Source organism: Dactylosporangium cerinum, assembly GCF_042653625.1.
Taxonomy (GTDB): Bacteria; Actinomycetota; Actinomycetes; order Mycobacteriales; family Micromonosporaceae; genus Dactylosporangium; species Dactylosporangium cerinum.
Window position 1 is genome coordinate 112,934 of sequence record NZ_JBHSIU010000066.1, and the last position, 22,791, is coordinate 135,724.

The following is a 22,791-nucleotide window of genomic DNA, read 5'->3' on the forward strand; positions in this document are numbered from 1 at the left end:
GTCCAATCTTCCTCCTCGGGTGGAGGGGGACCACATGGGTCGCGGTCGGCTGGTGGCAAGTGTCGTGACGTTGGTGCTGGTGGTGGCGGCCGGTGCCACGGCGAGCCTGCCGGCGTGGGGCGCGAACCACGCCCGCATCACGGGAACGGGCTCCTCGTGGGCCGCGAACGGGATCAACCAGTGGGTCGCCGACAGCGCCCGGCAGGGGATGCAGGTCGACTACACGCCGACCGGTTCGTCGACGGGGCGCAAGGACTTCGCGGCGACCGCGGTGGATTTCGCGGTCAGCGACATCCCGTTCCAGGGCACCGATCCGGTGACCGGCCAGATCGACACGAACCAGGGCCGGCCCTTCGCGTACCTGCCGATCGTCGCGGGCGGCACGTCGTTCCCGTACCAGATCCGCGTCAACGGCACGCTCGTGCGCGACCTGCGGCTCTCCGGGCGGACCCTCGCCAAGATCTTCACGAACCAGATCACCAACTGGAACGACCCGGCCATCACCGCCGACAACGGCGGGCGGGTGCTGCCGGCGCTGGACATCATCCCGGTCGTGCACGCGGAGGGCTCCGGCGCGACGTGGCAGCTCACGGCGTACCTGGCCAGTCAGTTCCCGGCGGACTGGAGCGCGTTCTCCGGCCTGTCGCGGGCGACCTCGTACTTCCCGCCGGTCCAGGGCCGGGCGATCGCCCGGAACGGCTCGGACGGCGTGATGAACACCGTCAGCGCCGGTTCCAGCAACGGCGCGATCGGCTATGACGAGTACTCCTACGCCCTGGCCGCGAACTACCCCGTCGCGAACGTGCAGAACGCGGCCGGCCAGTTCACCGCGCCGACGGCCGGCAACGTCACGGCCGCGCTGACCCGCGCCACGATCGACGCCGACCCCGCCTCGCCCACCTACCTCACGGCCAACCTGAGCCAGGTGTACACCTCGCCGGACGCGCGGGCGTACCCGCTGTCGTCGTACTCGTACGCGATCATCCCGACCGGCACGAACAACCAGGACAGCCGGATGAACACCGGGAAGCGTCAGACGCTCGCCGACTTCCTGGCGTACGGGCTCTGCGGCGGCCAGAGGTCCCTGAGCGTGGCCGGCTACGCGCCCCTTCCGGCGAACCTCGTCCGGGCCGGATTCGAGCAGATCCGCCGGCTGCAGACCGCCGATCCCGCGGTCGACCTGACCGGCGCGACGTCCTGCCCGGTCGCGGCCGGGGTGCTGCTGAACGGGGACAACCAGACGGCCCCCTACCAGGGCGCGGTCACGTTGCAGGTGGCCGGCGGCACCGCCGTACACCTGCTGCAGACGGATCCCGGTGCACCTGGTGGCCATCCCGCGCAGGCGACCGACCCGACCGGACACCGCCACGCCTGGGTGTTCACCGGCACCCTCACCGGCATCGCCGTCTCCGACACCCGACCCGACCAGCCCGGCTGGACACTCACCGGCCAGGCAACCGACTTCGTCGCCGGCGCGACCACCGTCTCCGGCGCCAACCTCGGCTGGATACCCGAGCTCGTCACCTCCACCAGCGACGCGGAAGGCACCCCCGTCGCCGGACCCGTCGTCCTGCCGCGCATGCAGGTGGCCACCGCCAACGGACTGGCCGAGCCCGGCAACACGCTCGCCAGCGCACCTCCCGGCAGCGGCCTGGGCATCCAGAACGTGTCGGCGGCGATGGCGCTGTGGATCCCGGACACCGCGCCCACCGGCACCTACACGAGCACGCTCACCCTCACGCTGATCAGCCCGTAACGCCCCCGACGCCGGCGATCTCCGCCGCGGCCGGCCTGCCCGGCTGCCGCACGCCGCCTGAGGGTCCGGTGGCGGCGGAAGGGGTCAGCGGATCTTCGGGCAGTACTTCTGCGCGGCCTCGACGGCCTTCTCCAGGCGGGTGACGGCGTCCCCGGAGTCGGGCTTGGTGTACCACGCGTCGACCGCGTCCAGGTACTGCTCCAGGGCCGCCCGCTGGCCGGCGTCCGACGACTTCGCGACCTCGGCGCGGGCCGCCTTGCTCAGCCGCGGGACCATCTCCTCGAGCTTGGCCTTCAGCTCGTCGGCCTTGGCCGTGTTGCCCTGGTTCGTAGCGGTGACGTACTGGCCCCACGTGCTCGTCAGGATCAGCCGTTCTGGCGGCATGAGAAGCAGGTCCGCGAGGCCGACAGGCCGGAGCGTGCAGGGGGCCGGGGCCGGCCGTCGCGGCGTGGTGCCACGACGGCCGGTCAGGGCGACGTGCTGGGTGAAACAGGCGTTACCGGTTGAACTGGAACCAGTTGAGGTTGACGAAGTCGGTGCCCGCGGTGCCGGTGAAGGTGAGGTACACCGTGTGGACGCCGGTGGCCGAGCCGGACAGGTTGGTGGTGGTGCTGGTCCAGGCCTGCCAGCCGCCGGTCGAGGTGACGGGGACGCTGGCGATGATCGGGCCGGTGGTGGAGTCCAGGCGGTACTGGATGGTGCCGCTGGACGCGCCGGAGGCCAGCCGCGTGGTCACCGACACCGCGGTCGGGGTGCCGAAGTCCACGCCTGCGTAGCCGAGCCAGTCCCCGGGCGTGACATAGCCGACGTTCTGGCCGCCGCCGGTGTCGGTGGTGGTCTCGGTCTGGGTGCCGGACTGGCTGCTGTAGCTCTCCGTCTGCCGCACGCTGTACGCGTTGGGCAGTCCGCCGCCGGCGTTGAACTGCAGCCAGTTGAGGTTGACGAAGTCGGTGCCAGCGGTGCCGGTGAAGGTGAGGTACACCCGGTGCACGCCGGTGGCCGAGCCGGACAGGTTGGTGGTGGTGCTGGTCCAGGCCTGCCAGCCACCGGTGGAGGTGACGGGGACGCTGGCGATGATCGGGCCGGTGGTGGAGTCCAGGCGGTACTGGATGGTGCCGCTGGACGCGCCGGAGGCCAGCCGGGACGTGACGGAGGCCGGCGACGCCGTGCCGAAGTCGAGGTCGTAGGCGAGCGTGTCACCTGGCGTGATGTAGCCGACGCTCTGGCCGCCGCCGGTGTCGGTGGTGGTCTCGTTCTGTGTCCCGGTCTGGGTGTTGTAGCTCTCGGCCTGGATCTGGGTGTACGCGCTGCGCGTCGGCTGCGACGTGCTCCACGGGACCTGCGGCGAGGCGTAGAAGTTGATCCCCTGCACCGTCCACCGTGGACCCTGCGCGCCGAGCCGCACCTTGAACGTGTCCCAGTTGCGCGCCGACTGCGGCGACCACGCCAGCTCGGCGAGTGCCGGCAGCCGCGGGAACGCCATGAACTCGATGTCGGCCTGCGTGGTGACCGTTTCGGTCCACAGCGGCGCCTCGACGCCGATGATCGCACTGGCCGGCACGCCGGACAGGTAGGCGCCCGGGTCCCAGTTGTAGGCGGTCTGCACCTCGATCAGGCCGGCCCACGTGTTGCCGATCGGGGTCGAGTTGGTGTACTTCATGTCGATGTAGGCCTTGTTCGCCGGCGACAGCAGGATCTTGTCGCCCTTGCTGACCGCCGCGCTCAGGTCGGCGTCCGATGTGGACGTTCCCCAGTACTGCGCGACCCGGTTCGCGGTGTGGTTCGCCTGCCCGATCTGGTGCCAGCCGATGACGGTCTTGCCGGCCGCGCCGACGAAGGGCTGCACGCGGTTCATGAACGTGGCGTAGTCCGCCGCCGGCGTGCTGGACGCCTCGTCGCCGCCGATGTGCAGGTACGGCCCGGGGGTGATCGCTGCCAGCTCGTTGAGCACCTGCTGCACGAAGGTGTACGTGACCTCCTTGCTGACGCACAGCGAGCTGAAGCCGACGTTGGTGCCCGTGTACAGCGGCGGGGCCGTGTTGTTGCAGTTGAGCTGCGCGTAGGAGGCGAGCGCGGCGTTGGTGTGCCCGGGCATGTCGATCTCGGGAACGATGGTGATCTGCCGCGACGCCGCGTAGGAGACCAGGTCGGAGTACTGCGCCTTGGTGTAGTAGCCGCCCGCGCCGCCGCCCACCTGCGTGCTGCCGCCCACGGTCGCCAGCTGCGGCCAGGCGTCGATCACGATGCGCCAGCCCTGGTCGTCGGAGAGGTGCAGGTGCAAGGTATTGATCTTGTATTGCGCGATGTCGTCGATGTACCGCTTCACCACGGCGGGGGCGAAGAAGTGCCGCGACACGTCGAGCATGGCGCCGCGGTACGCGTATCGTGGGTAGTCGATGATCCGGCCGCCGGTGACCGTCCACGGTCCACTCTGGACGGTCTTCGCCTCGATCGTCACCGGCAGCAGTTGCCGCAGCGTCTGCACCCCGTGGAACAGCCCGGCCGCGGTCTGCGCGCGAAGCGTGACGACGGCGGCGGTCACGTCGAGCTGGTAGCCCTCGGCGCCCACGCTCGGGTCGGCGCCGGACAGCAGCAGCGCGATGCCGCTCGTCGGCGTGCCGGTCGTGGTGGAGACCGGCAACGCGTAGCCGGTCGACGGGCGGAGGATGCCGGCGAGGTAGTTGCCGGCGTCGGTGGCGCCGGCCGCGGTCTGGATCGCGGCGTTCGACGGCAGCGTGTAGGTCACGCCGGCCGCGGGCTGCGCCGATACCGGTGCGGGTACGACGTCGGAGAGGCTCACCGCGGCGCTGGCCGGGGAGGCCGCCAGTAGCCAGGCGGCGCCGGTGGCGGCTATCGCGACGGCCACGGCGGAGGCGAGTAGCGGATTGCGGGAACGGTGCACGGCATCCTCCAGCGAAACTGTTAAGTTTCCTGCTAGTTTGACGGCACGCTATGTCCCGTGCAGGAAAGTGTCAAGGAGCGGCCCCTCCGAGCTGTGTCGCGGACACAGCAGTCGGCAAGGCCGGGAAGGCCCAGGCGCCGGTAGCGGACACCGCTGGCGACGACCACGGCCGAGGCCAGGACGTCGAGCTCGTCGTCGAGCCGGACCCGGAACCCGCCGCCCGCGTCCCGCGCCAACGTGGTGACCGCACGGGGTGAGGCCAGCCTGGTGCCGAACTTGACGGCCTGCAACATCGCCAGACGCGCGGCCAGCACCCGCAGATCCCCGGTGACGACGGCCGCACCCGCCGCGGGCAGATCGCAGGTCTCCGCGAGTTCCGTCCAGGCCCCCGCATCGCTGCGGAGCACCGTCCGGTACGGGATCTGGTCGCAGTTCAGAGCTTGCCGGCGACCAGCCGGATCCGGTGACCCAGCCGACTGCCGATGCCGGCAACGAAGTCGTCGCTCAGCGGTGGCCAGTTCCAGAAGGTCAGGCCCAGGTTGGCGAAGGCCCAGGCGCCGTCCGGCCATCGCCACTCGTTGACAGCGATGGTACGGCTGCAGTGCCGGCACGCCGTGTCGCTCGGGCGCTGGGCGTACCAGGCGTCGATCGCCTCGAAGAACGCGGCGCCGAGCGGTTCGTCGAACGGCTCGACGGTGTCGCAGCGCGGGCAGCCGACTTCGACGGAGCCCTGGCCCGGGTGGACCACCGTCCGGCCCGACCAGGCGTGCAGGCCGTTGGTGCGCAGGGTGAGGACCACGCAGTCGGGGCCGTCGAACGCCTCCGTGTAGCGCGGGCCGGGCGGATGACCCTCGTCCGCGCCGAACACGCAGTCGGTGCGCTCGGCGCTCACGATGCCGTCGGCCACCAGCCACGCCACCAGGCCGCCGGCCAGGCCGGGCGCCTCCGCGGAGGTGGCATCGAGGTCCGCGATCGTCTGAAACCAGTCGCCCACCTCGGGAGCGTATCGGCCCGCAGCCGGACCGTACGATGCCGCGCTGTGCAGTATGGTCGGCGGCGCCTGCTCAACGACGTGCGGGAGGACTTCACGTCGATGGCGTGCGGGCTGGTCGTCGTCAGCGACTCCGAAGGCACCGATGCGCCGAACACCTGGAGCCTGCAGGGCACCATGAGCGGCGACCGGCCGATGGCGGTCACCTGCGGCCACTTCGCCGATGGCGTGCTGAAGTACCTGACGTGCGCGGAGAAGCATTCGGCGGAGTACGTCGGGTCCGTTGTCGACGGCGGCGATCACGACACCAGCTGCCAGCGGCTGGCCGCGGCCCATCTCGGGCTGAGTGCCGACGAGTTCGCGACCCGCGAGGATCTGCAGGCGCACTGGCTGACCACGTTGCGCGACGGTGAGCGTACCGGCTGCGTCGTGGTGGCGGCATCCGGCAAGGACGTCCTGACCGGCTCGGTGAAGGGCCTCCGCACCGGACCGCTCCCAGGTTGAGGCGGGGCAGGCCGTAGCCTGCGGTGGTGGCAGGAAGTGAACTGGACGAGTTGATCGCGGTCGACGGTGCGGCGCTGCGCGCGTGGCTGCTGGAGCACCACACTGCCTCCCCTGGCGTGTGGCTCGCCCTGACCAGGAAGGGCGGCTCCGTCACCACGCTGACCTGGCAGCAGGCGGTCGATGAGGCACTGTGCTTCGGCTGGATCGACGGGCAGGCCCGCAAGCGCGACGAGTGGAGTTCCTGGAGGCGGTTCACCCCGCGCCGGCCCCGCAGCGTCTGGTCCCAACGCAACGTCGCCAACGTGGCCCGGCTGGAGGCGGCCGGCCTGATGCTGCCCGCCGGCCGCGCCGCGGTGGACGCCGCGAAGGCCGACGGGCGGTGGACGGCCGCCTATGCGCCGTCGTCGGAAGCGGAGGTGCCGGCCGACCTGAGCGCCGCGATCGCCGCCGACCCGGCGGCGCAGGCGATGTTCGACGTGCTCACCAAGACCAACCGCTTCTCCCTCATCGCCCGCGTCAATGCCGTCAAGCGGGCCGAGACGCGCACCCGGAAGATCGCCGAGTTCGTGGCGATGCTGGCCCGGCACGAGACGATCCACCCGCAGCGAGCCAGACCGGCGGACCCGCCGATGTCGTGACGGGGTGTGAGCCGGAACAGAAAAATCCGCGCACCCTGCGACGTCCACGTCGGACTATGGTGTGGGCGTGTCAGTCATCGGCGTTCCTTATCACCTCGACGAATACCTGCCTGACCTGGACTTTGCGCTGCGGCCGGGCGAGATCGTGACCGCGGAGCTGGCCGCCGGTGACCTGTGGGCGCGGCTCGCACCGCTGTATTCGGCGGTCGCCGGCGCGGTGGCTGCGGCGGCCCCGGCGGGCGGCGGCACTCCGCTGGTGGTCGTGACGGGCGACTGTCTCACAGCGCTGGGGATTGTGGCGGGGCTTCAGCGCGCGGGCACGGATCCGGGCATCGTGTGGTTCGACGCCCACGGCGACGTGCAGACGCCGGAGACGACGACGTCCGGCTATCTGGCCGGCATGTCGCTGCGGCTGCTGACGGGCTACCGGCCGGAGCTGATCGCCGGGCGGCTCGGCCTGCACGCTGTCCCGGAGCGGCAGATGGTGCTGGCCGGCGCGCGGGATCTGGACCCGCCGGAGGCCGCCTACCTGGGCGGGGCGCAGATCCGCCAGTGCGGGGTCGCGGACCTTACCGCCGCGGGGTTGCCGGACGGGCCGCTGTACGTCCACCTCGACATGGACGTCATCAGGCCGGCCGACCTGCCGGGCCTGCGCTTCCCGACACCGGGCGGCCCGTCCGCCGCGCAGGTCGCCGACGCGCTGCGGCTGCTGGTGGATACCGGACGGGTCGCGGCTGTCGGCATCGCCTGCAGCTGGTTGCCCGGGCACGGCGCAGCGGCGGCGATCGGCCCGCGGCTGGCGGCCGCGCTGGGAATCCAGCAGTAGCCGACCGGCCGGCGCCGGCTTCCGATCGCGCGACCCAGGCAAGCACCGGCCTTCGCGTTGCCGGGACCTGGACGCTTGGCCGCAGGCGTGCTGTGGTTGTCCTGTCAGGATGGGCTTCATGACTGGTGATGACGCGCATCGATCCGGGCTGGTCGAGTGGATGGCGCTGACGGTCGACTGTCCGGAGCCGAATGTCATGGCGGACTTCTACGCTGCTCTGCTCGGCGGAACGGTCACCCGTCGTAGCGCCGGTGAGGCCAAACTGGACGCTGCGGGCAGGCTCATCTACTTCCGGGCCCAACCCGGCTACAGGCCCCCGACGTGGCCCTCGCCCGAGGTGCCGCTGCATGCACACTTCGACTACGTCGTCGAGGACCCGCACGCCGCTGCCCAGCACCTTCTGCGGCTGGGTGGCAGCCTGGCTGCGCACCAGGACCCGAGCGACCCGCACCTGCTGGTCATGCTCGACCCGGCCGGGCATCCGTTCTGCCTCATCCGTAGCAGCGCGGCCGGACGCTATTGACCGCGAGCAGGCAACATCCCGTGGCACCGCCGGTCGTGTGTTGCGTGCATCAGATCTTGCCGGCATTGGGAGCGGCGGCACGGCCCAGCAGCACGGCGAGACCGGCGACGGCCATCCACACCGGCACGGCGAAGGCGGTGACCCGTTCGGTGCCGCCCATGCCCAGCCCGAGGTACGTGCCGGACAGGTGCAGCGTCGCCGCGGCCAGACCGGACACGCCGGCCGCCACCGCGAACCGGCGCAGCGGAGCGGGCCAGCCGCTGCGACCGGCCAGGAGCAGGCCGACGTTGCCGGCGAAGAAGATCATGACGGCGCCGAGCAGATGCCACGCCAGGTGCACGTCGGCCGGCACGAACCCGACCAGCACCCAGGCCGCGGCCGTTGCGAGCAGCAGGGCCGGCGCGGTGCGGGTCCGCCAGTACCGCCGCAGCAGCAGCACCCCGGCCATCAGCAGCAGGCCGGACACCACCAGGGCGGCGTTCATCCAGGCGTGCCGCGGCGAGCACACGTATCGCCGGTCGTCGCCCCAGAGCCCGCAGGTCACGTTGCCGAGGTCGCTGATGTTGTGATGGGCCCAGCTGTACGGCTGGGTCCAGGCCGCCTGGACCGCCAGGTGCGCAGCGAGGAACACGACGGCGGCGAGCACCCAGCACGCCGCACCGAACCGAGCTGATGCTGATCTCATGTCGGTCAGCTTGCCGCCGGGGCCGGCCCACCCACATCTGCCGAACGGCAGATCCACCCAGCCACCTGATGCACCCGCTCAGTCGTCGGCGGCCGCTACCGCGGCGGCGATCGGTTCGAGTCCCGCGACCAGCCCGTCGATCTCGTCCGCGCTGAGCACCTCGTACGCCGGTGCAGCCAGCTCGTCGGTGAGCGCCTCGATCCGCTCCTTGATCGCTCGGCCGGCGTCGGTGAACCCGCCGGCGGCGTCCACGAGGCCGCGGTCGCGCAGCCCGTCGATGACAGCGGCCAGCTGCGCCTTGGGCAAGTGGTGGATCCGGCCGAACTCCTCCGCCCTCATGCCGAGGGAGACGGCGAGAAGGACATGGGCCTCGGTGCCGCCGATGCCGTGCGCGAGGAGGGCGGCGTTGTGGCCGTCCCCGCGGTGCTCCCGCAGCAGCGTCGCCGCGTGCCAGAGCCTGGCCACCGGCTCCTCCGGCACGTCGAGCGCCCGAAGCCCGGCGTACAGCACCCGGCCCTCGGTCGGCGCGCTGAGCGCCGCTCGGGTGGCGAGGTCGGCGACCCGCACCAAATCCGGGGAGTCGGCGAGCTCCCCGATCATCTGCCGCAGCGCGGCGGCGCTGCTCCGCTCGCGCACGGCGATCGCCTCCTGCGGGGTGATCTTCCCCCAGACCCACGGGATGTGGCGCGCCACCTCGCCGTCGGCGAAGTTGTAGAAGACCGCGTGCACCACCCCGGCCGGTGCCAGCCCCAGGGGCGCGGCCCGGCCCGCGAAGTATCCGTCCCAGTAGTTGCGCATGCCGACGGCCAGGAACGCCTCGTTCGGTACCTCGGAGAAGGAGACAGTGGCAATCGGCTCGACGAGCTCGAACATGCGGTGGATCTTGGCCTGCGGGTGTGGCATCGTCCGCTACTCCTGTGGTCGTGACAGCGCCCTCGTGGGCGGCCTCTCACTCAACCTACGAACAGCGCGGCCCGGATCCGACAACTCCGATCGAAATCAACCCAGCCAAGATCGGCCGTACTCCCATGGCCGCCGGTCGGGCTACGGCGTGCTCTGGACGTGGGCCGTCACGGTCTACGTGAACCTGCTGCGCCGGCGGCCCGTGCTTCTTCCCGACCGACAAGGAGACACTCCGGCGCCCCCGAGCACCGGGCCCGGCTGCGCACGCTCGCCAGGGTCGGCGTCGGCGTGGGGCTGCCGCTCAACGTCCTGGTCGTGGTGGTTCAGAGCGCCGAGGGCTTCTTCGTCGTGGTCGCTGGGCAGGTGCTGCTGATAGCGCTGGCCGCCCCGCTGCTCACGGTGGGCCTCGCCGCCGGCGGCGTCCTGCTTTACGAGCGCCGTCGCGCGCCGTGGCTGGAGGCGGCCGGACGTCTGGCGCTGAACAACTACCTGACCCAGTCACTGGTCTTCAGCGCGGTCTTCTACTCCTACGGCCTCGGCCTCTTCGGCCGGGTCGGCGCCGCGACGGGCGTTGGCCTGGCACTGGCCCTGTTCGCGGTCCAGCTCGTGGTGAGCCGCTGGTGGCTCGCCCGGTTCGGCGCCGGCCCGGTCGAACGCGTCCTGCGACTGGCGACCCACGGCGGCCGGCGATGAGCCGCCCACCGGGCATGATCCGGCTGTGGAGCGCTCAATTGACCTCTACACTGTCGCCGTGTTTACCCTTGAGCAAATCACTGACATACACCACCGCTTGGGCAAACGGGAGACTCTGGGTGCCTATTTGCGGGCGCTGCGGGACATTGGCATCGAGACGTATGACTCGTACGTGACCGACGGGCACTCCGAATATTTCGGTGCGGACGGGCATCGGCTGGCCGGCCCGGCGTTCCACGAGACGTTTATCATTGCCGAGACCTGCGACAAGGAGCAGTTTCTGCAGTACATGCAGCAGGTTGAGCAAGGAGGCGTCGGCTACGTGGAGATGTCCAAGGCGCTGGCCGACCACGGCGTTGAGAAGTGGACGTTTGACACGGAACGGTTGACCATCACGTACTTCGACAAAGCTGGAATCGTGTTGCTGGACGAAAAAGTCGATTAGGCGGCGTGTGCCGGGCCGGAACCGGCTATTCCTGGACGAACAGTTTTCCGGCGTACGGGCTTCGATCAAGCCCGGGAACGTTGTCAAGCAATTGCTGCCGGCCGTACGAAAGGAATCCGGTCAGGGCTTCCAGGAGCTCGGACCGATCCGCCTCGGCCGAACAATCCGGTGCAGGGTCCACGATCCGGACCAGGACATCAGCACCAGGTTGCGACCTGTACCTGGTGCCACCCGTCACGTGAGCCGCGCGGTGACCGGACCGACGTCTCCGGTAGGGTATGGGCGGTATTCGGGGGAGTTGTAGCAGTGGGTGTCACGCCCCCGGACCATGTCGAGGCCACCTTTGATGGACGAGCACCACACCTTCGCACGGGCGGCAGTCCGTTGAGAGCAACCGAGCAACCGGCAGTGGCCCTGGCAGCGGCCCGGCCGCGGGAGCGCTACATCGACGTGTGGCGTGCTGCCGCGGTGGTGCGGATCGTCGTGTACCACGGCAGCGGCCTGGCCTGGTTGACCCTGCTGTTCCCGGCGATGGGCCTGATGTTCGCCCTCGCCGGTTCGCTGACCGCGCGGTCGCTGGACCGTTCGCCGTCGCATGTCGTGCGGGGACGGCTGCGCAGGCTGCTGCCGCCGCTGTGGGCGTACGGGGCGATCATGCTGCCGTTGACGTTCCGCGACGGCTGGGGACCGTTCCTCGACGAGCCACGCGAACGCATCGACCTGCTGTGGTGGATCGTACCGATCGAATGGCCACCACCCGGCGGCGCGGAGTGGGGCTGGATGGTCACCGCCGTGCTGTGGTACCTCGTCGCGTACCTGTGGTTCGTGGTGCTCGCGCCGGTGACCCTGCGGATCTTCCGGGCCTGGCCGGTCCCGACGCTGCTCGTCGCGCTGGCCGCGCCGGTCATGCTGCACCTCGAGCTGATCACCGTCGGCGGTTCGTTCGAGTCACTGACGCGGGACCTGTCCACGTACTTCGCCTGCTGGTTCGTCGGCTACGCCCACCGTGACCGGCTGCTGCACCGCATCCCGGGGCAGGTCTTCGCCGCCGCCGTGCTGATCCTGGCCGGGGCCGCGACGATCTGGCTGTTCCGGCACGGCGGCGGCCGCGCCGACTTCGACCTCAACCATCACCCGGTGGCCAACGCCTGGTGGTCCACCGCGTTTGTCGCCACGGTCCTGCGCTGTGACCAGCCGCTGCGCTGGCTGCGCCCCGGGAGCCGGCTCGACCGGGCCGTCGCCGTGCTCAACGCCCGGGCGGTTACCGTCTACCTCTGGCACTTCCCGATGCTCGGACTGGCGCAGTATCTGCTGGACGGTGCGAACCTCGGCGACTGGACCCGCCGGGCGCTGACCACCGGCATCGTCGTCGCCGCCACCTGCGTGCCGGTGCTGGCGCTGGGCTGGGTCGAGGACCTCGCCGCCCGCCGACGGCCCAGCATCGTGCCGCAGGCACTGCGGAAACCGGCCGGCGCCAGCCCACCGCCGGTGGCCACCGGCGACCGGCCCGACCAGTGGGCCCGCCGGACCCTCGCCGCGTTCGGTGTCACCGCCGTCGCGGTCGTCGTCGTCACCGGCGGCTGGACCGGCGACAGCACCTCCGGCAGCTCCGGGCAGTCCGGCGGCAGCGACCGGCAGCCGGTCCACGAGCAGGAGGACTTCGTCAGCGACCTGCCCTACACCGCCCTGCGCAACGGACTCGGCCCGATCGAGCGGGACCGCACCAACGGCGCCGCGGACCCCGACGACGGCGACCCGATCGTCCTGGCCGGTGTCTCCTACGACCACGGTCTCGGGGTCACCACCCCCAGCGCGGTCCGGCTCTACCCGCGGCCGGGCTGCCTGCGCTTCACCGCGATCGTCGGCATCGATCCGGCCGGCGACACCGGCACCGCCACCTTCCAGATCGTCGCCGACGACACGAGCATCGCCATGATCGGGCCGCTGGAGGCCGGACAGACCAGCGACGTGACCGTCGACATCACCGGTGCGACCCGCCTCGACCTGATCGTGGAGGACCACCAGGGGTCCGTCAGCGCCGTCTGGGCCGACGCGAAACTCGTCTGCTCCCAGTGACCAGCAGCCGCCAGCCCACCACGCCGTACCAGATCATGACGGGGAGCTGGAGTGCGTAGCCGAGCTGCTCCAGCGTCGGTGACATGCCGTGGGTCCCAGTGGTCCACGGCACGACCACCGCGGCAAGGCCGGCGAGGGCAGCGAACCCACCGGCACGGCGAAGCCGGCCCGGAAGGTGGGCGCCGGCCGCAGTGACCGCAGTGGCGGCGACCCACAACAGCCCGGCCAGGTTGACCCCCCACTTGGCGGTCAGCAGCACCGCGCCGGCCACCTCGGCGCTCGCGCCCACGGGCTCGGCGGCGAGCTGGGTCACCGCGAGGTTGCCGGCGTCGTGGAGCAGGCCCGCCAGCCCCGCGGCGGCCAGCAACCCACCGGCCGGCACGGCCAGGTGGGGCCGGATCACCGTGCCGGGGTTGCCGGCCAGCACCAGCCCGGCCGCGGTCAACGCCAGCCAGCCGAGCACGTCGAACGCGAGTTCGTTGAGATGCAGCCCGACGTGGTCGTGCACTGCGGTCAACGCGGCGGCCGGATCGGCCGGATTCAGGGAAAGTCCCGATGGCACCACGACAGCCGCCGAGGTCAGGATCGCCACCAGCGAGACCAGCAGCAGCATGCCCACATACCGGGCGCCCGGGTTCTTGTCAGCCAGCGTCATGGTGCGCGACGGTAGAACCCTGACCCAGGGAGAAGGTCAACATGTGGCGGATCGGGGAACTCGCCCGGATGGCCGGCGTCACCGAGCGCACCTTGCGGCACTACGACAAGATCGGACTTCTGACCCCGACGGCCGTCGACCGCGCGTCCGGTTATCGCTGGTACGGGGTTGCGGCGCTGTCCCGGCTGGAACGTATCCGTGGGCTCCAACGCCTCGGTCTGCCACTGCGCGACATCGCCGACCTGATCGAGGCGCCCGACGCGCAGGTGCGGCAGGCAACGCGCGAGACCGTGGCGGGCCTCCGCCGCGACATCGCGGCCCTGGCCCAGCTCGCCGACCGCGCCGAGGACTACCTCGCCACACCCATGTCGATCCTGCCCCAGCAGGCCACCGTCGGCGCACGCCACCTGCGCGTGCGCTACCTGACCGTCGAGCACCCCAGCGAGATCGCCGCGGCCTGCGCCGCCCACCCCACCACCCTGCTCACCTGGCTGTGCGCCCGCCCCGCCGGCGGCTTCACCGCAGCCGTCGGCACCGGCCGGACCGGCGAGCGGCTCACGTTGCCGGCCCGCACCGTGGTCCGCGCCGTCGTCCCACGCGAGACCGGGATCGTGCCCGCCGGGCACCAGCTCTTCGACTGGCTGCACCGCCACCGCCTGGCCGTCGCCGGCCCCACCGTCGAGGACCACCTCGTCGATGCCGACGGCGACCGCGCCACGGTGATGGAGGTCCCCATCCTCCGCGACGTTGCCTTTGGGGAGCCTGGCCGTGATACTCCGTGATCATGATCGCACCGCTCGCTGGGCCGCAACGGCGAGGCCCCCGCGTAGGACTCATCATCGGCATCCTCGGCCTGGTCGCGGTGCTGTGCACCGGCGTGGCAGGGATCGCCGCCTATGCGTTGCGTGACGACCTGCCCACGATTGCCGAGCAGAGCGGCTACACCATGCCGAAAGACGTCTGCGCCCTGCTCACCGGCGACATGGGCGAGCAGGCCGGTCCGGTCAGCGACAAGCAAAAGCTGGGAGACGCCTGCCAGTTCTCGTTCGCGGGCGAGCTGGGCGTGAACGAACTCCGGGTGTTCGTCGCCGTCGACAACGCCGTGGAGCGGTACAACGCAGCGGGTGCGGACTTCGGCAACCGCGACGGCTTCGTCGGCGACGTCATCGCCGACCTCGGCGACGCGGCGTTCTTCACCCGGCGGCTCCTGGACGGCGGCGGCCTGGTGGATGCGAAACTCGGGTGCGTCACCAGCAATCTCTACGTCGAGCTGCGCTTCCACGCCTCATCCAAGCGGGCATGGAGCTCCGATGACGTGCGGGCAAGACTCACCGCGATCGTCCACCGGCTCATGCGAGAGACGCCGCGCGGGTAGTACGCCAGAAGATTCCCGGAACCGATGACCACAGCGAGCGGGCCGGGACCGGCGGCGGCCGCGTGTTCGATGATCGCGAGTGTCTGCGGCAACCGTCGGGCTCGTGAGCGCCGGATGGAGCGGTCGTGAATGTTGTGTTCGGGCGACTGCCCAGGGTTCCGGGCAGGTGCTGAGTCGTGGCATGCTGCCGTGCGGAATGGTTGCGCAACGTCGTGGAAGGCGCACAGAAACCGAAACCGGGTTTGGCCTGGTGCGCCATTTTGCACCGATCGACATTCACGCCGAAACGTCGGGCGATGGTCGCTGGCCGGCGAATGTCGACTGACCGGGAGGATTCGGCGGCAATGAACCCGCAAGACGCGTCGCCGGACGTCTCGCACCGTCCGGCGCTCCGCCGCACCAGCGCCGGGATCGTCGCCGTGGCAATGATGGCCGCGTGTGGGTTGAGCGCCTGCAAGAACCTGCCGGTGGTCAGTGCCCGTTCGGAGCCGCCGGCCGGCGAAGGCAGACCGTCCGCGGCGGCCGGCAGCCATCCGGGCAGTTCGGCCTCGCCGACCGGTCCGGCCTCAGCCGCGAAGTCTGCCCCGGCAGCGGGTTCGGCGTCATCAGCGGCCGCAGGTTCGCCAGGCTCAGGTCCGCCGACGGACCCAGGCTCGGCGGCGGGCCCGGCGGCGCCGACCGACTCACGTTCGCCGGTTGGATTGCCGTCGTCGGCGCCGACGGCCACGACGACCAGCCCGACGATCGGCCCGACCACCAGCGCTCCGGCGCCTGGCGGCACCGGCGCGCCCCCGCCCTACACGGTGGCCGGGTACCCGGCCGCGCACAACACCGGGTATCCGCAAGGGCTGCCCGGCGACACCCGGGCCAGAGTGACGCTGACGCCGTATACGGGGCCGATGACCATCACCGTCGACGGCACCGTCATCGACGGCAAGGACATTGCCGGTCATCTGGAGATCAGGGCCAGGAACGTGACGATCCGCAACAGCCGGATCCGCGTCGCCAACGTCCAGGCAGTCACCGTCATCGACGACAGCGCCAGGCTCCGCATCGAGGACACCGAGATCGACGGTCAGGGGCAGGACGCGTCGCGCGGCGGTATCGCGCTCATCGGACGGACCGGCTTCAGCCTGCTGCGGGTCAACGCCCACAGTTCCGGCGACATCCTGCGCATCGACGGCTGGGGTGAGGTCCAGGACTCGTGGCTGCACGACCCGAACGGCGTCGGTGGGGAGCAACACAACGACGTCATCCAGTCGACGAACGCGATCTACATCCGCATCCTGCACAACCGTCTGGAGAACCAGCACACCCAGACATCGTGCATCCTGTTGAAGGCCGACCTTGGTTCGATCAGCGACGTCGTCGTGGACAGCAACCTGATGAACGGCGGCGGCTACCCGTTCTACTGGTACGACGCCAACTACAAGATCACCAACGGCAGGGTCACGAACAACAGGTTCATGCGCCAGGCCGGCGGTGGTTACTGGCCCAAGGGCGGCTACTTCGGCACGCAGGCCTTCCAGGCCTCGACGCTGCCCCAATGGTCCAACAACACCTGGAGTGACAGCGGTCAGCAGATCGGCATGTAACGCTGCGGGCCGGCGCTCAACTGCAGGGCGGCTGTCTGATCCGGAAATGATCGGTGCCCGTCATTCGCCGGCAAGGGCGGCGTGGACGGAGGAGACCCCGCCCGCGCCCTCGCCGACGGCGGTGGCGACGCGTTTTGCTGAGCCCGAGCGGAGATCGCCGATCGCGAAGACGCGGGTGGTGCTGGTCTGGAACGACAGCGCTCCACCGGACGATCCGGCGGGCAGCCGATTGTCGGTCAGGACGAAACCGTCGTCATCCACGGCCAGCCCCGACAGCCAGCCCGACACCGGGTCGGCGCCGATGAAACAGAACACGGCGGCGCAGTCCAGCCGGTTCCGGTGGCCGTCGACCCGCTCGGCGACGATCGACGTGAGGGTGCCGTCGCCGTTCAATGAGCAGATCGCGCTGCTGGCGTGGACCCGGATCCGGGGGTGCGCCTGGATCCGGTCGGTCAGGTAGGACGACATGCGAGCCTCGAGGTCGGCGCCGCGGATGATCAGTTCCACCGTGGCGCCGCGGGCGGCCAGGGACAGGGCGGCCTGCCCGGCGGAGTTGGCGCCGCCGATGACCGCCACCGGCTGATCGTCGTAGTTGCGGACGTCCAGGTCGGTCGCCGCGTAGCGGATGCAGCCGGACTGCTCGAACGCCGCCCATCCGGGGACGTCAGGGCGGCGGTAGTGCGCCCCGGTGGCGGCGATCACCGCCCGGGTCTGGATGCGTTGGCCGTCGTCCAACACGACGGCCGGCCGCTGCTCGTCGGTCAGGTCGAGGCCGGCCACGGCACACGGCGCGTGGATGCGCACGCCGAACTTGAGCGCCTGGACCATCGCCAGGCGGGTCAGGTGCTCGCCGCTGATGCCGTGCGGGAAGCCCAGGTAGTTCTCGATCCGGGCGCTCTTGGCGGCCTGTCCACCGATCCCGCTGCGGTCCAGCAGCACGGTGGTCAGGCCCTCGGACGCGCCGTAGACGGCGGCGGCCAGGCCGGCCGGGCCCGCGCCGACGACGACGAGGTCGACCGGGCGCCGGTCCGGCCGGTAGGTGAGGCCGAGCGCCTGCGCGACCGTGCCGGGCGTCGCGTTGCGCAGCGCCGAGCCGTGCACCACCACGGCCGGCAGGTCATCGGTGGTCAGCCCGGCCGAGGCCATCGTCGAGCGCCCGGCGGGGGAGTCCGGGTCGTGCCAGGAGTGCGGCAGGAGCAGCTGCGCCGCGTAGGTGCGCAGGTGCAACGCCGATGCGCCGTCGCGCCGCCCGACCACGACCAGGGCGCTGCCGGCCATCGTGCGGAAGACGTCGCGCCGTTCCTGGAACGCGGTGAGGAGCAGGTCGCCGATGTCGTCCTGCTCGGCGAGGGCCCGGCGCAACGCCGTCGCCCCGACGCGCACGACGGCGCCGGCGGTGACGACCCGGGCGGTCAGGTAGACGTGCTGGCCGGTCAGCAGGTTGAGTTCGCCGAGGAAGTCGCCGGGACCACCCCGGTAGATGAGCCGCGCCGGTTCGACGGCGGTGGCGTCGCGGACGATGTCGACGGCTGCGGTCAGGAGCAGGAAGCAGTCGTAGGACTCGTCGCCGGGGACGTACAGGTCCTGGCCGAGCTCGACGTGCTCCTCGGCTCCGTACGTGGCGAGGCGGCGGAACTGCTCGTCGTTGAGCACCGGGCCGCGCGGCGCCGCCACGCCGGTCACGTGGCCGGGTTCGGGACGGGCGCCGGCTGCATCCGGGCGACGGTCGTGACGTAGAGGAGCAGACCCGCGGCGGTCATGACGAAGCCGGCCCACACGGTGGACAGCGTCCCCCATCCGGCGTCGAGGGTGACAGCGCCGCCGATCGCGCCGAGCGCGTTGGCCAGGTTGAGCGCGGCCAGGTTGAGCGCGCCCTTCAGGGTCGGTGCGCCGGGTGCGAGCCGGGTCAGCCGGACCTGGATGGTGGGGATCGCGGCCATCATGGTGGCGCCGACGCCGAACAGGCAGGGCAGCAGGACCGCCAGGTTGGCACCGGCGACACCGATCAGGGTGAGCAGCGCCAGGGTGCCGCCGTATCCCCAGAGCAGACCGCTGTGGTCGTGCCGGTCGGCGACGCGTCCGCCGATGTGGTTGCCGACGGCCATGCCGACGCCGAAGACCGCGAGGGCGATCGGGACGAACGAGGCGTCCCGCTGCGCCGCGTCGGTGACGAATGGGCCGATGAAGGTGTACACGGCGAAGATGCTGGAGATGCCGAGCGCCGCGACGGCGACCATCAGCCAGACGCCCCGCCGGCGCAGGGCGTCCAGCTCGTTGGCGATGGACCGGCCGCGCAGGGCCTCGGTGCGGGGCAGCCACGCCACCAGCGAGGCGCCGGCGAGCAGGCCGATGCCGACGACGGTCCAGTACAGGCTGCGCCAGCCGGCGTGCTGGCCGATGAACGTGCTCAGCGGTGACCCGACGACGGCGGCGACCGTGAGCCCGCTCATCACCGTCGCGAACGCCCGGCCGCCCTTGCCCGGACCGTAGACGTAGGCGGCCACGACGGCACCGGCGCCGAAGAACGCGCCCTGGACGCTGCCGGCGACGAACCGGAAGACGACGAGCAGCGCGATGTCCGGCGCCAGCGCCGACAGGACGTTGCCGAGCAGGAACAGCACGATCAGGCCGAGCAGCAGGGTGCGCCGGTTGATCCGGGCGGCGAGCAGGACGATCGCCGGTGAGCCGAGCATCACCCCGACGGCGTACGCCGTGATCGCGTGGGTCGCGACCGGGATCGACACGTCGAGATCGGCGGCGAACAGCTGGATGATGCCGTTGCTGCCGAACTCGCCCGTGCCGATCGCGAAGGTGCCCAGCGCCAGCGCGAACAGCGCCAGCCGCGGGTTACGGATCGGTGTGGTGGCGGTGGTGTGCCGCCGCTCCTCGTCGACGCACTGGTCGTGGTATGCGCGGTCATGCACGGGGCTGTCCCGAGGTTTCCCGGAAGCCGTGCCGGTCGGAGAAGCGTTTCAGCGGTGCCGGCGCCCACCAGTTCACGGCCCCGAGCAGCCGCATCGTCGCCGGCACCAGCAGCGCCCGCACGATGGTGGCGTCGACCAGCACCGCGATGAGCAGGGCGACCCCGATCAGCTTGATGAACGTGATCCCCGAGATGGAGAACAGCCCGATGACGACGAGGATGAGCAGGGCGGCGCTGGTGATGATCCGGCCGCTGCGTTGCAGTCCGACCGCGACCGCGTGGGTGTTGTCGCCGGTGCGCTCGTACTCCTCGCGGATCCGTGACATGAGGAAGACCTCGTAGTCCATCGACAGCCCGAAGACGACCGCGAGCACGAGGATCGGCTGGGTGGCCTCCAACGTGCCGGTGGAGGTGAAGTGCAACAGGCCCGACAGGTGGCCGTCCTGGAAGATCAGCACCAGCGCGCCGAACGACGCACCGAGCGACAGCACGTTCATCAGGATCGCCTTGACCGGCAGGACGAGCGATCCGAAGGCCAGGAACAGCAGCACGAACGTCGCACCGACGATGATCAGCGCCATCCACGGCAGCCGGTCGGCGACGGCGTCGAGCTGGTCGGCGAGCCGTGCGGTCAGGCCGCCGACGAGCACCTCGCCGCCCGGCGGCGCCGGGACGTCGCGGATGTGGCCGACCAGGTCGCGGGTCTCCGCCGAGATCGGGTCGCTGCGATACGTGACGGTCACCCGGAAGACGTCGCCGGAGCGGCCGGTGATGTCGGCGCCGGTCACCCCGTCGACCGCGCGGACCGCCCCGACGTACCGTTCGATGGTGGCCGGGTCCGGCGCGGTGACGATCGCCTCGATCGGCAGCTGGCTGTTCTGGACGAAGTCCCGGTCGACGGTCTCGGTGACCACGCGGCTCTCGGTGCCCGCCGGGAGCACCCGCGGGTCGATGCCGCCGAACTCGACCCGCAGGAACGGCGCGCCGGCCAGCAGCAGCACGGCGAGGACCCCGACCGCGTAGAGCACCGGGCGGCGCATGATGCTGTGCGCGAGGCGATACCAGAAGCCGTGTTCCGTGGCTGTCGCCGGTCGGCGTCGACGCACGGACAGGGCGTCGACACGATGACCGAGCACGCCGAGCAGCGCGGGCAGCACGGTCAGCGCCGCGATCATCGCCACCAGCACCGCGGACAGCCCGCCGAGCCCCATCGAGCGCAGGAACGGCATCGGGAAGATCAGCAACCCGGCGAGGGACACCGCGACGGTGACGCCGGAAATCGCGACCGTACGCCCGGCGGTGGCCATCGTGCGGGCCACCGCGTCCTGCACATCGGAACCGCGGGCGAGCTCCTCGCGGAACCGGCCGACCATGAACAGGCCGTAGTCGATCGCCAGGCCCAGCCCGAGAATCGTCACCACGTTGATGGAGAACACCGACACGTCGGTCAGGTAGCTCATGACGCGCAGCGCGGTGAACGCGCCGATGATGGCCAGCCCGCCGATGGCGAGGGGCAGGCTCGCCGCGGCCACGCTGCCGAAGACGAGCACCAGCAGCGCGAGCAGCACCGGGATGGAGATCGTCTCGGCCAGGGCGATGTCGGACGCCACCCGCTCGCGGATGTCGCGGCTGACCGCGGTGACGCCGCCGACCTGGGACTGCAGGCCGGGAGCGGCCAGGTCGTCCTCGATCTCCTGCAGGGCCTGCCCGCGCTCGGTCTCGTCGGCGCCGGCGAGGGTCAGCACCGCGTAGGTCGCCCGCCGGTCGTGGCTGACCAGGCCCGGGCTGTGGTTCGTGTTCCAGTAGGTGACCGTCGCGGTCACCGTCTCGCCGGGCAGCGCGGCGAGGGTGTCGGTCACGGCCCGCTGGAACGCGGGGTCGTCGACCGTCATGGTCGGGCTCCGGTAGAGGACCACGACGTCGTTGCCGGTGCGTCCCAACGTCTCCTCGGCGCGGACGACGGCCCGGGAGCTCTCGCCGGACGGGTCCTCGAACCCCTCGGTGATCAGCGCCCCGAAGACCTGGGTGCCCCAGACGCCGCCGAAGGCCATGAAGGCCAGCGCGGCGCCGATGATCCACCACCTGCGGCGGACCATCGTCCGCCCCCACCGCTCGAACATCGCAGTCCTCCCCGTCGTCAGCGCGCGGCGCGCGTGATGAGTTCGGCCGTCGCGGTCGGCCGCGAGATCATCGCGACGTGCGAGGCGCTCACCTCGACGACGCGTGCCCCGGCCCGCTGTGCCATGAACCGTTGTGCCGCAACGGGAATCACCTGATCGTCGCGGGCGGCGAGGTACCAGGAGGGGATCGCGTTCCAGGCCGGCGGGCCGGACGGCTCCTCGAACGCGCCCACGTGCAGCGGCCGCTGACTCGCCCACATCCGGGCGGCCGTCGTCCTGGGCAGGTCGGCGGCGAACGCGTCGCGGAAGAGCTCCTTCTTGATGTAGGCGTCGGCGCCGGTGCTGTGGGGGCGGTAGTCCAGTGCCTCCGGGGTCACCTTGCTACCCGGGAACCGGTACTGCAGGCCGGGAAGCGTGTCGTCGGCGTCGGGAGCGAACGCCGCCACGTACACCAGGGCGGTGACGTTCGGGTTGCCGGTCGCGGCGTTCGTGATGACCATGCCGCCGTAGGAGTGCGCGACGAGCACCAGCGGGCCGCTGAGGGTGGCCAGGACGCTGGCCAGGTAGGCGCAGTCGGCGGCGACGCCGCGCAGCGGGTTCGCCGGGGCGATGACCGGGTAGCCGTCGCTCATCAGCCGGGCCGCCACGTCGTTCCAGCCGGACGCGTCGGCGAACGCGCCGTGCACGAGCACCACGGTGGGCTTCGGTTTCCCGGCGGGCCGGGACTGGGCCTGCGCGGCCGAGACCCCGGTCAGGGCGCCGGTGGCCGCCGCGGCGGAGCCTGCCAGCAGCGTTCTGCGAGTCGTCGTCATTGATGGAGCCCTTTCCACAGGTGGTGCAGGTCGGGAATTGCGGGTCAGCGTAGAAACGCGCACTTGACGGGCGCTGAACGACGACGGAAGCCCGTTTCACGAACCGTTCCGTCGCTGTCAAGTGCGCCGGCCTAGCGTCCGGGCATGACATCGATGAAGAGTGAAGCTGCCAGAACATGGGGCCTGCGAATCCACGTGCTCTGTTACGTGGTGGCCAACGTGGTGCAGGTGATGGTGTGGTGGTTGTTCGACTCGAACCACCACTTCTGGCCCGTGTGGTCGATCGTGGCCTGGGGCATCGGCCTGGCGTTCCACGTCCGGGGCGCATCCTCGGCGTCCAGGGTCAGCCACCGCCACCGGTACTGACGG

24 protein-coding genes are annotated in these 22,791 nt (G+C 71.0%); 12 read left to right on the forward strand and 12 right to left on the reverse strand.

Annotated features, from left to right (window positions below):
- Nucleotides 1–52: 52 nt before the first annotated feature.
- Nucleotides 53–1,756, forward strand: coding sequence for a substrate-binding domain-containing protein (locus ACFPIJ_RS42865; RefSeq protein ID WP_380124556.1), 1,704 nt, complete (start codon nt 53–55; stop codon nt 1,754–1,756).
- A gap of 84 nt (nt 1,757–1,840) precedes the next feature.
- Here ACFPIJ_RS42865 and ACFPIJ_RS42870 read toward each other — a convergent pair whose 3' ends face one another.
- The 4 genes from ACFPIJ_RS42870 to ACFPIJ_RS42885 all read right to left on the reverse strand — a co-directional run bounded on the left by ACFPIJ_RS42870 (nt 1,841) and on the right by ACFPIJ_RS42885 (nt 5,652).
- Nucleotides 1,841–2,140, reverse strand: coding sequence for a hypothetical protein (locus ACFPIJ_RS42870; RefSeq protein WP_380124558.1), 300 nt, complete (start codon nt 2,138–2,140; stop codon nt 1,841–1,843).
- Nucleotides 2,141–2,252: 112 nt separating this feature from the next.
- Nucleotides 2,253–4,658: a family 20 glycosylhydrolase gene (locus ACFPIJ_RS42875; RefSeq protein ID WP_380124560.1), complete on the reverse strand. Its 2,406-nt coding sequence runs from the start codon at nt 4,656–4,658 to the stop codon at nt 2,253–2,255.
- A 32-nt stretch (nt 4,659–4,690) separates the two neighbouring features.
- Nucleotides 4,691–5,065, reverse strand: a complete 375-nt coding sequence (locus tag ACFPIJ_RS42880; protein WP_380124562.1) for an NAD(P)/FAD-dependent oxidoreductase — start codon at nt 5,063–5,065, stop codon at nt 4,691–4,693.
- A gap of 26 nt (nt 5,066–5,091) precedes the next feature.
- On the reverse strand, nt 5,092–5,652 hold the full coding sequence (locus ACFPIJ_RS42885) for a hypothetical protein (protein WP_380124564.1): 561 nt from the start codon (nt 5,650–5,652) through the stop codon (nt 5,092–5,094).
- Nucleotides 5,653–5,697: 45 nt separating this feature from the next.
- Between ACFPIJ_RS42885 and ACFPIJ_RS42890 the strand changes: the two genes are divergently transcribed.
- From ACFPIJ_RS42890 to ACFPIJ_RS42905, 4 genes are all read left to right on the forward strand, one after another.
- Nucleotides 5,698–6,153: a hypothetical protein gene (locus ACFPIJ_RS42890; protein WP_380124566.1), complete on the forward strand. Its 456-nt coding sequence runs from the start codon at nt 5,698–5,700 to the stop codon at nt 6,151–6,153.
- 26 nt (nt 6,154–6,179) lie between these two features.
- Nucleotides 6,180–6,791, forward strand: a complete 612-nt coding sequence (locus ACFPIJ_RS42895; protein WP_380124568.1) for a YdeI/OmpD-associated family protein — start codon at nt 6,180–6,182, stop codon at nt 6,789–6,791.
- A 67-nt stretch (nt 6,792–6,858) separates the two neighbouring features.
- Entirely contained in the window at nt 6,859–7,617 is a 759-nt protein-coding gene (locus tag ACFPIJ_RS42900) for an arginase family protein (RefSeq protein WP_380124569.1), read from the forward strand.
- A gap of 118 nt (nt 7,618–7,735) precedes the next feature.
- Nucleotides 7,736–8,140, forward strand: a complete 405-nt coding sequence (locus ACFPIJ_RS42905) for a VOC family protein (RefSeq protein WP_380124571.1) — start codon at nt 7,736–7,738, stop codon at nt 8,138–8,140.
- 49 nt (nt 8,141–8,189) lie between these two features.
- Here the strand turns inward: ACFPIJ_RS42905 and ACFPIJ_RS42910 are convergent, their stop codons facing one another.
- Both ACFPIJ_RS42910 and ACFPIJ_RS42915 read right to left on the reverse strand, forming a co-directional pair.
- Complete coding sequence (locus ACFPIJ_RS42910) at nt 8,190–8,825, reverse strand: DUF998 domain-containing protein (protein WP_380124573.1); 636 nt, start codon at nt 8,823–8,825, stop codon at nt 8,190–8,192.
- 78 nt (nt 8,826–8,903) lie between these two features.
- Entirely contained in the window at nt 8,904–9,728 is an 825-nt protein-coding gene (locus ACFPIJ_RS42915; RefSeq protein ID WP_380124575.1) for an SCO6745 family protein, read from the reverse strand.
- Nucleotides 9,729–9,887: 159 nt separating this feature from the next.
- Here ACFPIJ_RS42915 and ACFPIJ_RS42920 point away from each other — a divergent pair, with 159 nt between their 5' ends.
- From ACFPIJ_RS42920 to ACFPIJ_RS42930, 3 genes are all read left to right on the forward strand, one after another.
- Nucleotides 9,888–10,421, forward strand: a complete 534-nt coding sequence (locus tag ACFPIJ_RS42920; RefSeq protein ID WP_380124577.1) for a DUF418 domain-containing protein — start codon at nt 9,888–9,890, stop codon at nt 10,419–10,421.
- 58 nt (nt 10,422–10,479) lie between these two features.
- Nucleotides 10,480–10,866, forward strand: coding sequence for a DUF1398 family protein (locus tag ACFPIJ_RS42925; RefSeq protein ID WP_380124579.1), 387 nt, complete (start codon nt 10,480–10,482; stop codon nt 10,864–10,866).
- A 408-nt stretch (nt 10,867–11,274) separates the two neighbouring features.
- On the forward strand, nt 11,275–12,942 hold the full coding sequence (locus tag ACFPIJ_RS42930) for an NPCBM/NEW2 domain-containing protein (RefSeq protein WP_380124581.1): 1,668 nt from the start codon (nt 11,275–11,277) through the stop codon (nt 12,940–12,942).
- On the opposite strand, the gene ACFPIJ_RS42935 is transcribed toward ACFPIJ_RS42930, so the two are convergent.
- Complete coding sequence (locus tag ACFPIJ_RS42935; protein WP_380124583.1) at nt 12,899–13,597, reverse strand: hypothetical protein; 699 nt, start codon at nt 13,595–13,597, stop codon at nt 12,899–12,901. The two genes, ACFPIJ_RS42930 and ACFPIJ_RS42935, sit on opposite strands and share 44 nt — an antisense overlap.
- Nucleotides 13,598–13,638: 41 nt before the next feature.
- Between ACFPIJ_RS42935 and ACFPIJ_RS42940 the strand changes: the two genes are divergently transcribed.
- Entirely contained in the window at nt 13,639–14,379 is a 741-nt protein-coding gene (locus tag ACFPIJ_RS42940; RefSeq protein WP_380124585.1) for a MerR family transcriptional regulator, read from the forward strand.
- 2 nt (nt 14,380–14,381) lie between these two features.
- Nucleotides 14,382–14,972, forward strand: a complete 591-nt coding sequence (locus ACFPIJ_RS42945) for a hypothetical protein (protein ID WP_380124587.1) — start codon at nt 14,382–14,384, stop codon at nt 14,970–14,972.
- Here the strand turns inward: ACFPIJ_RS42945 and ACFPIJ_RS42950 are convergent.
- Nucleotides 14,947–15,729, reverse strand: a complete 783-nt coding sequence (locus ACFPIJ_RS42950) for a hypothetical protein (protein WP_380124589.1) — start codon at nt 15,727–15,729, stop codon at nt 14,947–14,949. The genes ACFPIJ_RS42945 and ACFPIJ_RS42950 overlap by 26 nt on opposite strands.
- A gap of 142 nt (nt 15,730–15,871) precedes the next feature.
- On the opposite strand from ACFPIJ_RS42950, the gene ACFPIJ_RS42955 reads away from it, so the two are divergent.
- Entirely contained in the window at nt 15,872–16,567 is a 696-nt protein-coding gene (locus tag ACFPIJ_RS42955) for a hypothetical protein (protein ID WP_380124591.1), read from the forward strand.
- A gap of 60 nt (nt 16,568–16,627) precedes the next feature.
- On the opposite strand, the gene ACFPIJ_RS42960 is transcribed toward ACFPIJ_RS42955, so the two are convergent.
- From ACFPIJ_RS42960 to ACFPIJ_RS42975, 4 genes are read right to left on the reverse strand one after another with little or no spacing between them, the layout of a single operon-like run.
- Entirely contained in the window at nt 16,628–18,241 is a 1,614-nt protein-coding gene (locus tag ACFPIJ_RS42960; protein ID WP_380124593.1) for an FAD-dependent oxidoreductase, read from the reverse strand.
- Between the two features lie 5 nt (nt 18,242–18,246).
- On the reverse strand, nt 18,247–19,491 hold the full coding sequence (locus ACFPIJ_RS42965) for an MFS transporter (RefSeq protein ID WP_380124595.1): 1,245 nt from the start codon (nt 19,489–19,491) through the stop codon (nt 18,247–18,249).
- A complete protein-coding gene (locus ACFPIJ_RS42970) occupies nt 19,484–21,610 on the reverse strand; it encodes an MMPL family transporter (protein WP_380124597.1) in 2,127 nt (708 codons plus the stop codon). Before ACFPIJ_RS42970 ends, ACFPIJ_RS42965 begins: the two co-directional genes overlap by 8 nt.
- 17 nt (nt 21,611–21,627) lie before the next feature.
- Nucleotides 21,628–22,422: an alpha/beta fold hydrolase gene (locus ACFPIJ_RS42975; RefSeq protein ID WP_380124599.1), complete on the reverse strand. Its 795-nt coding sequence runs from the start codon at nt 22,420–22,422 to the stop codon at nt 21,628–21,630.
- 144 nt (nt 22,423–22,566) lie between these two features.
- Here ACFPIJ_RS42975 and ACFPIJ_RS42980 point away from each other — a divergent pair, with 144 nt between their 5' ends.
- A complete protein-coding gene (locus ACFPIJ_RS42980; RefSeq protein WP_380124601.1) occupies nt 22,567–22,788 on the forward strand; it encodes a 2TM domain-containing protein in 222 nt (73 codons plus the stop codon).
- Nucleotides 22,789–22,791: the final 3 nt, after the last annotated feature.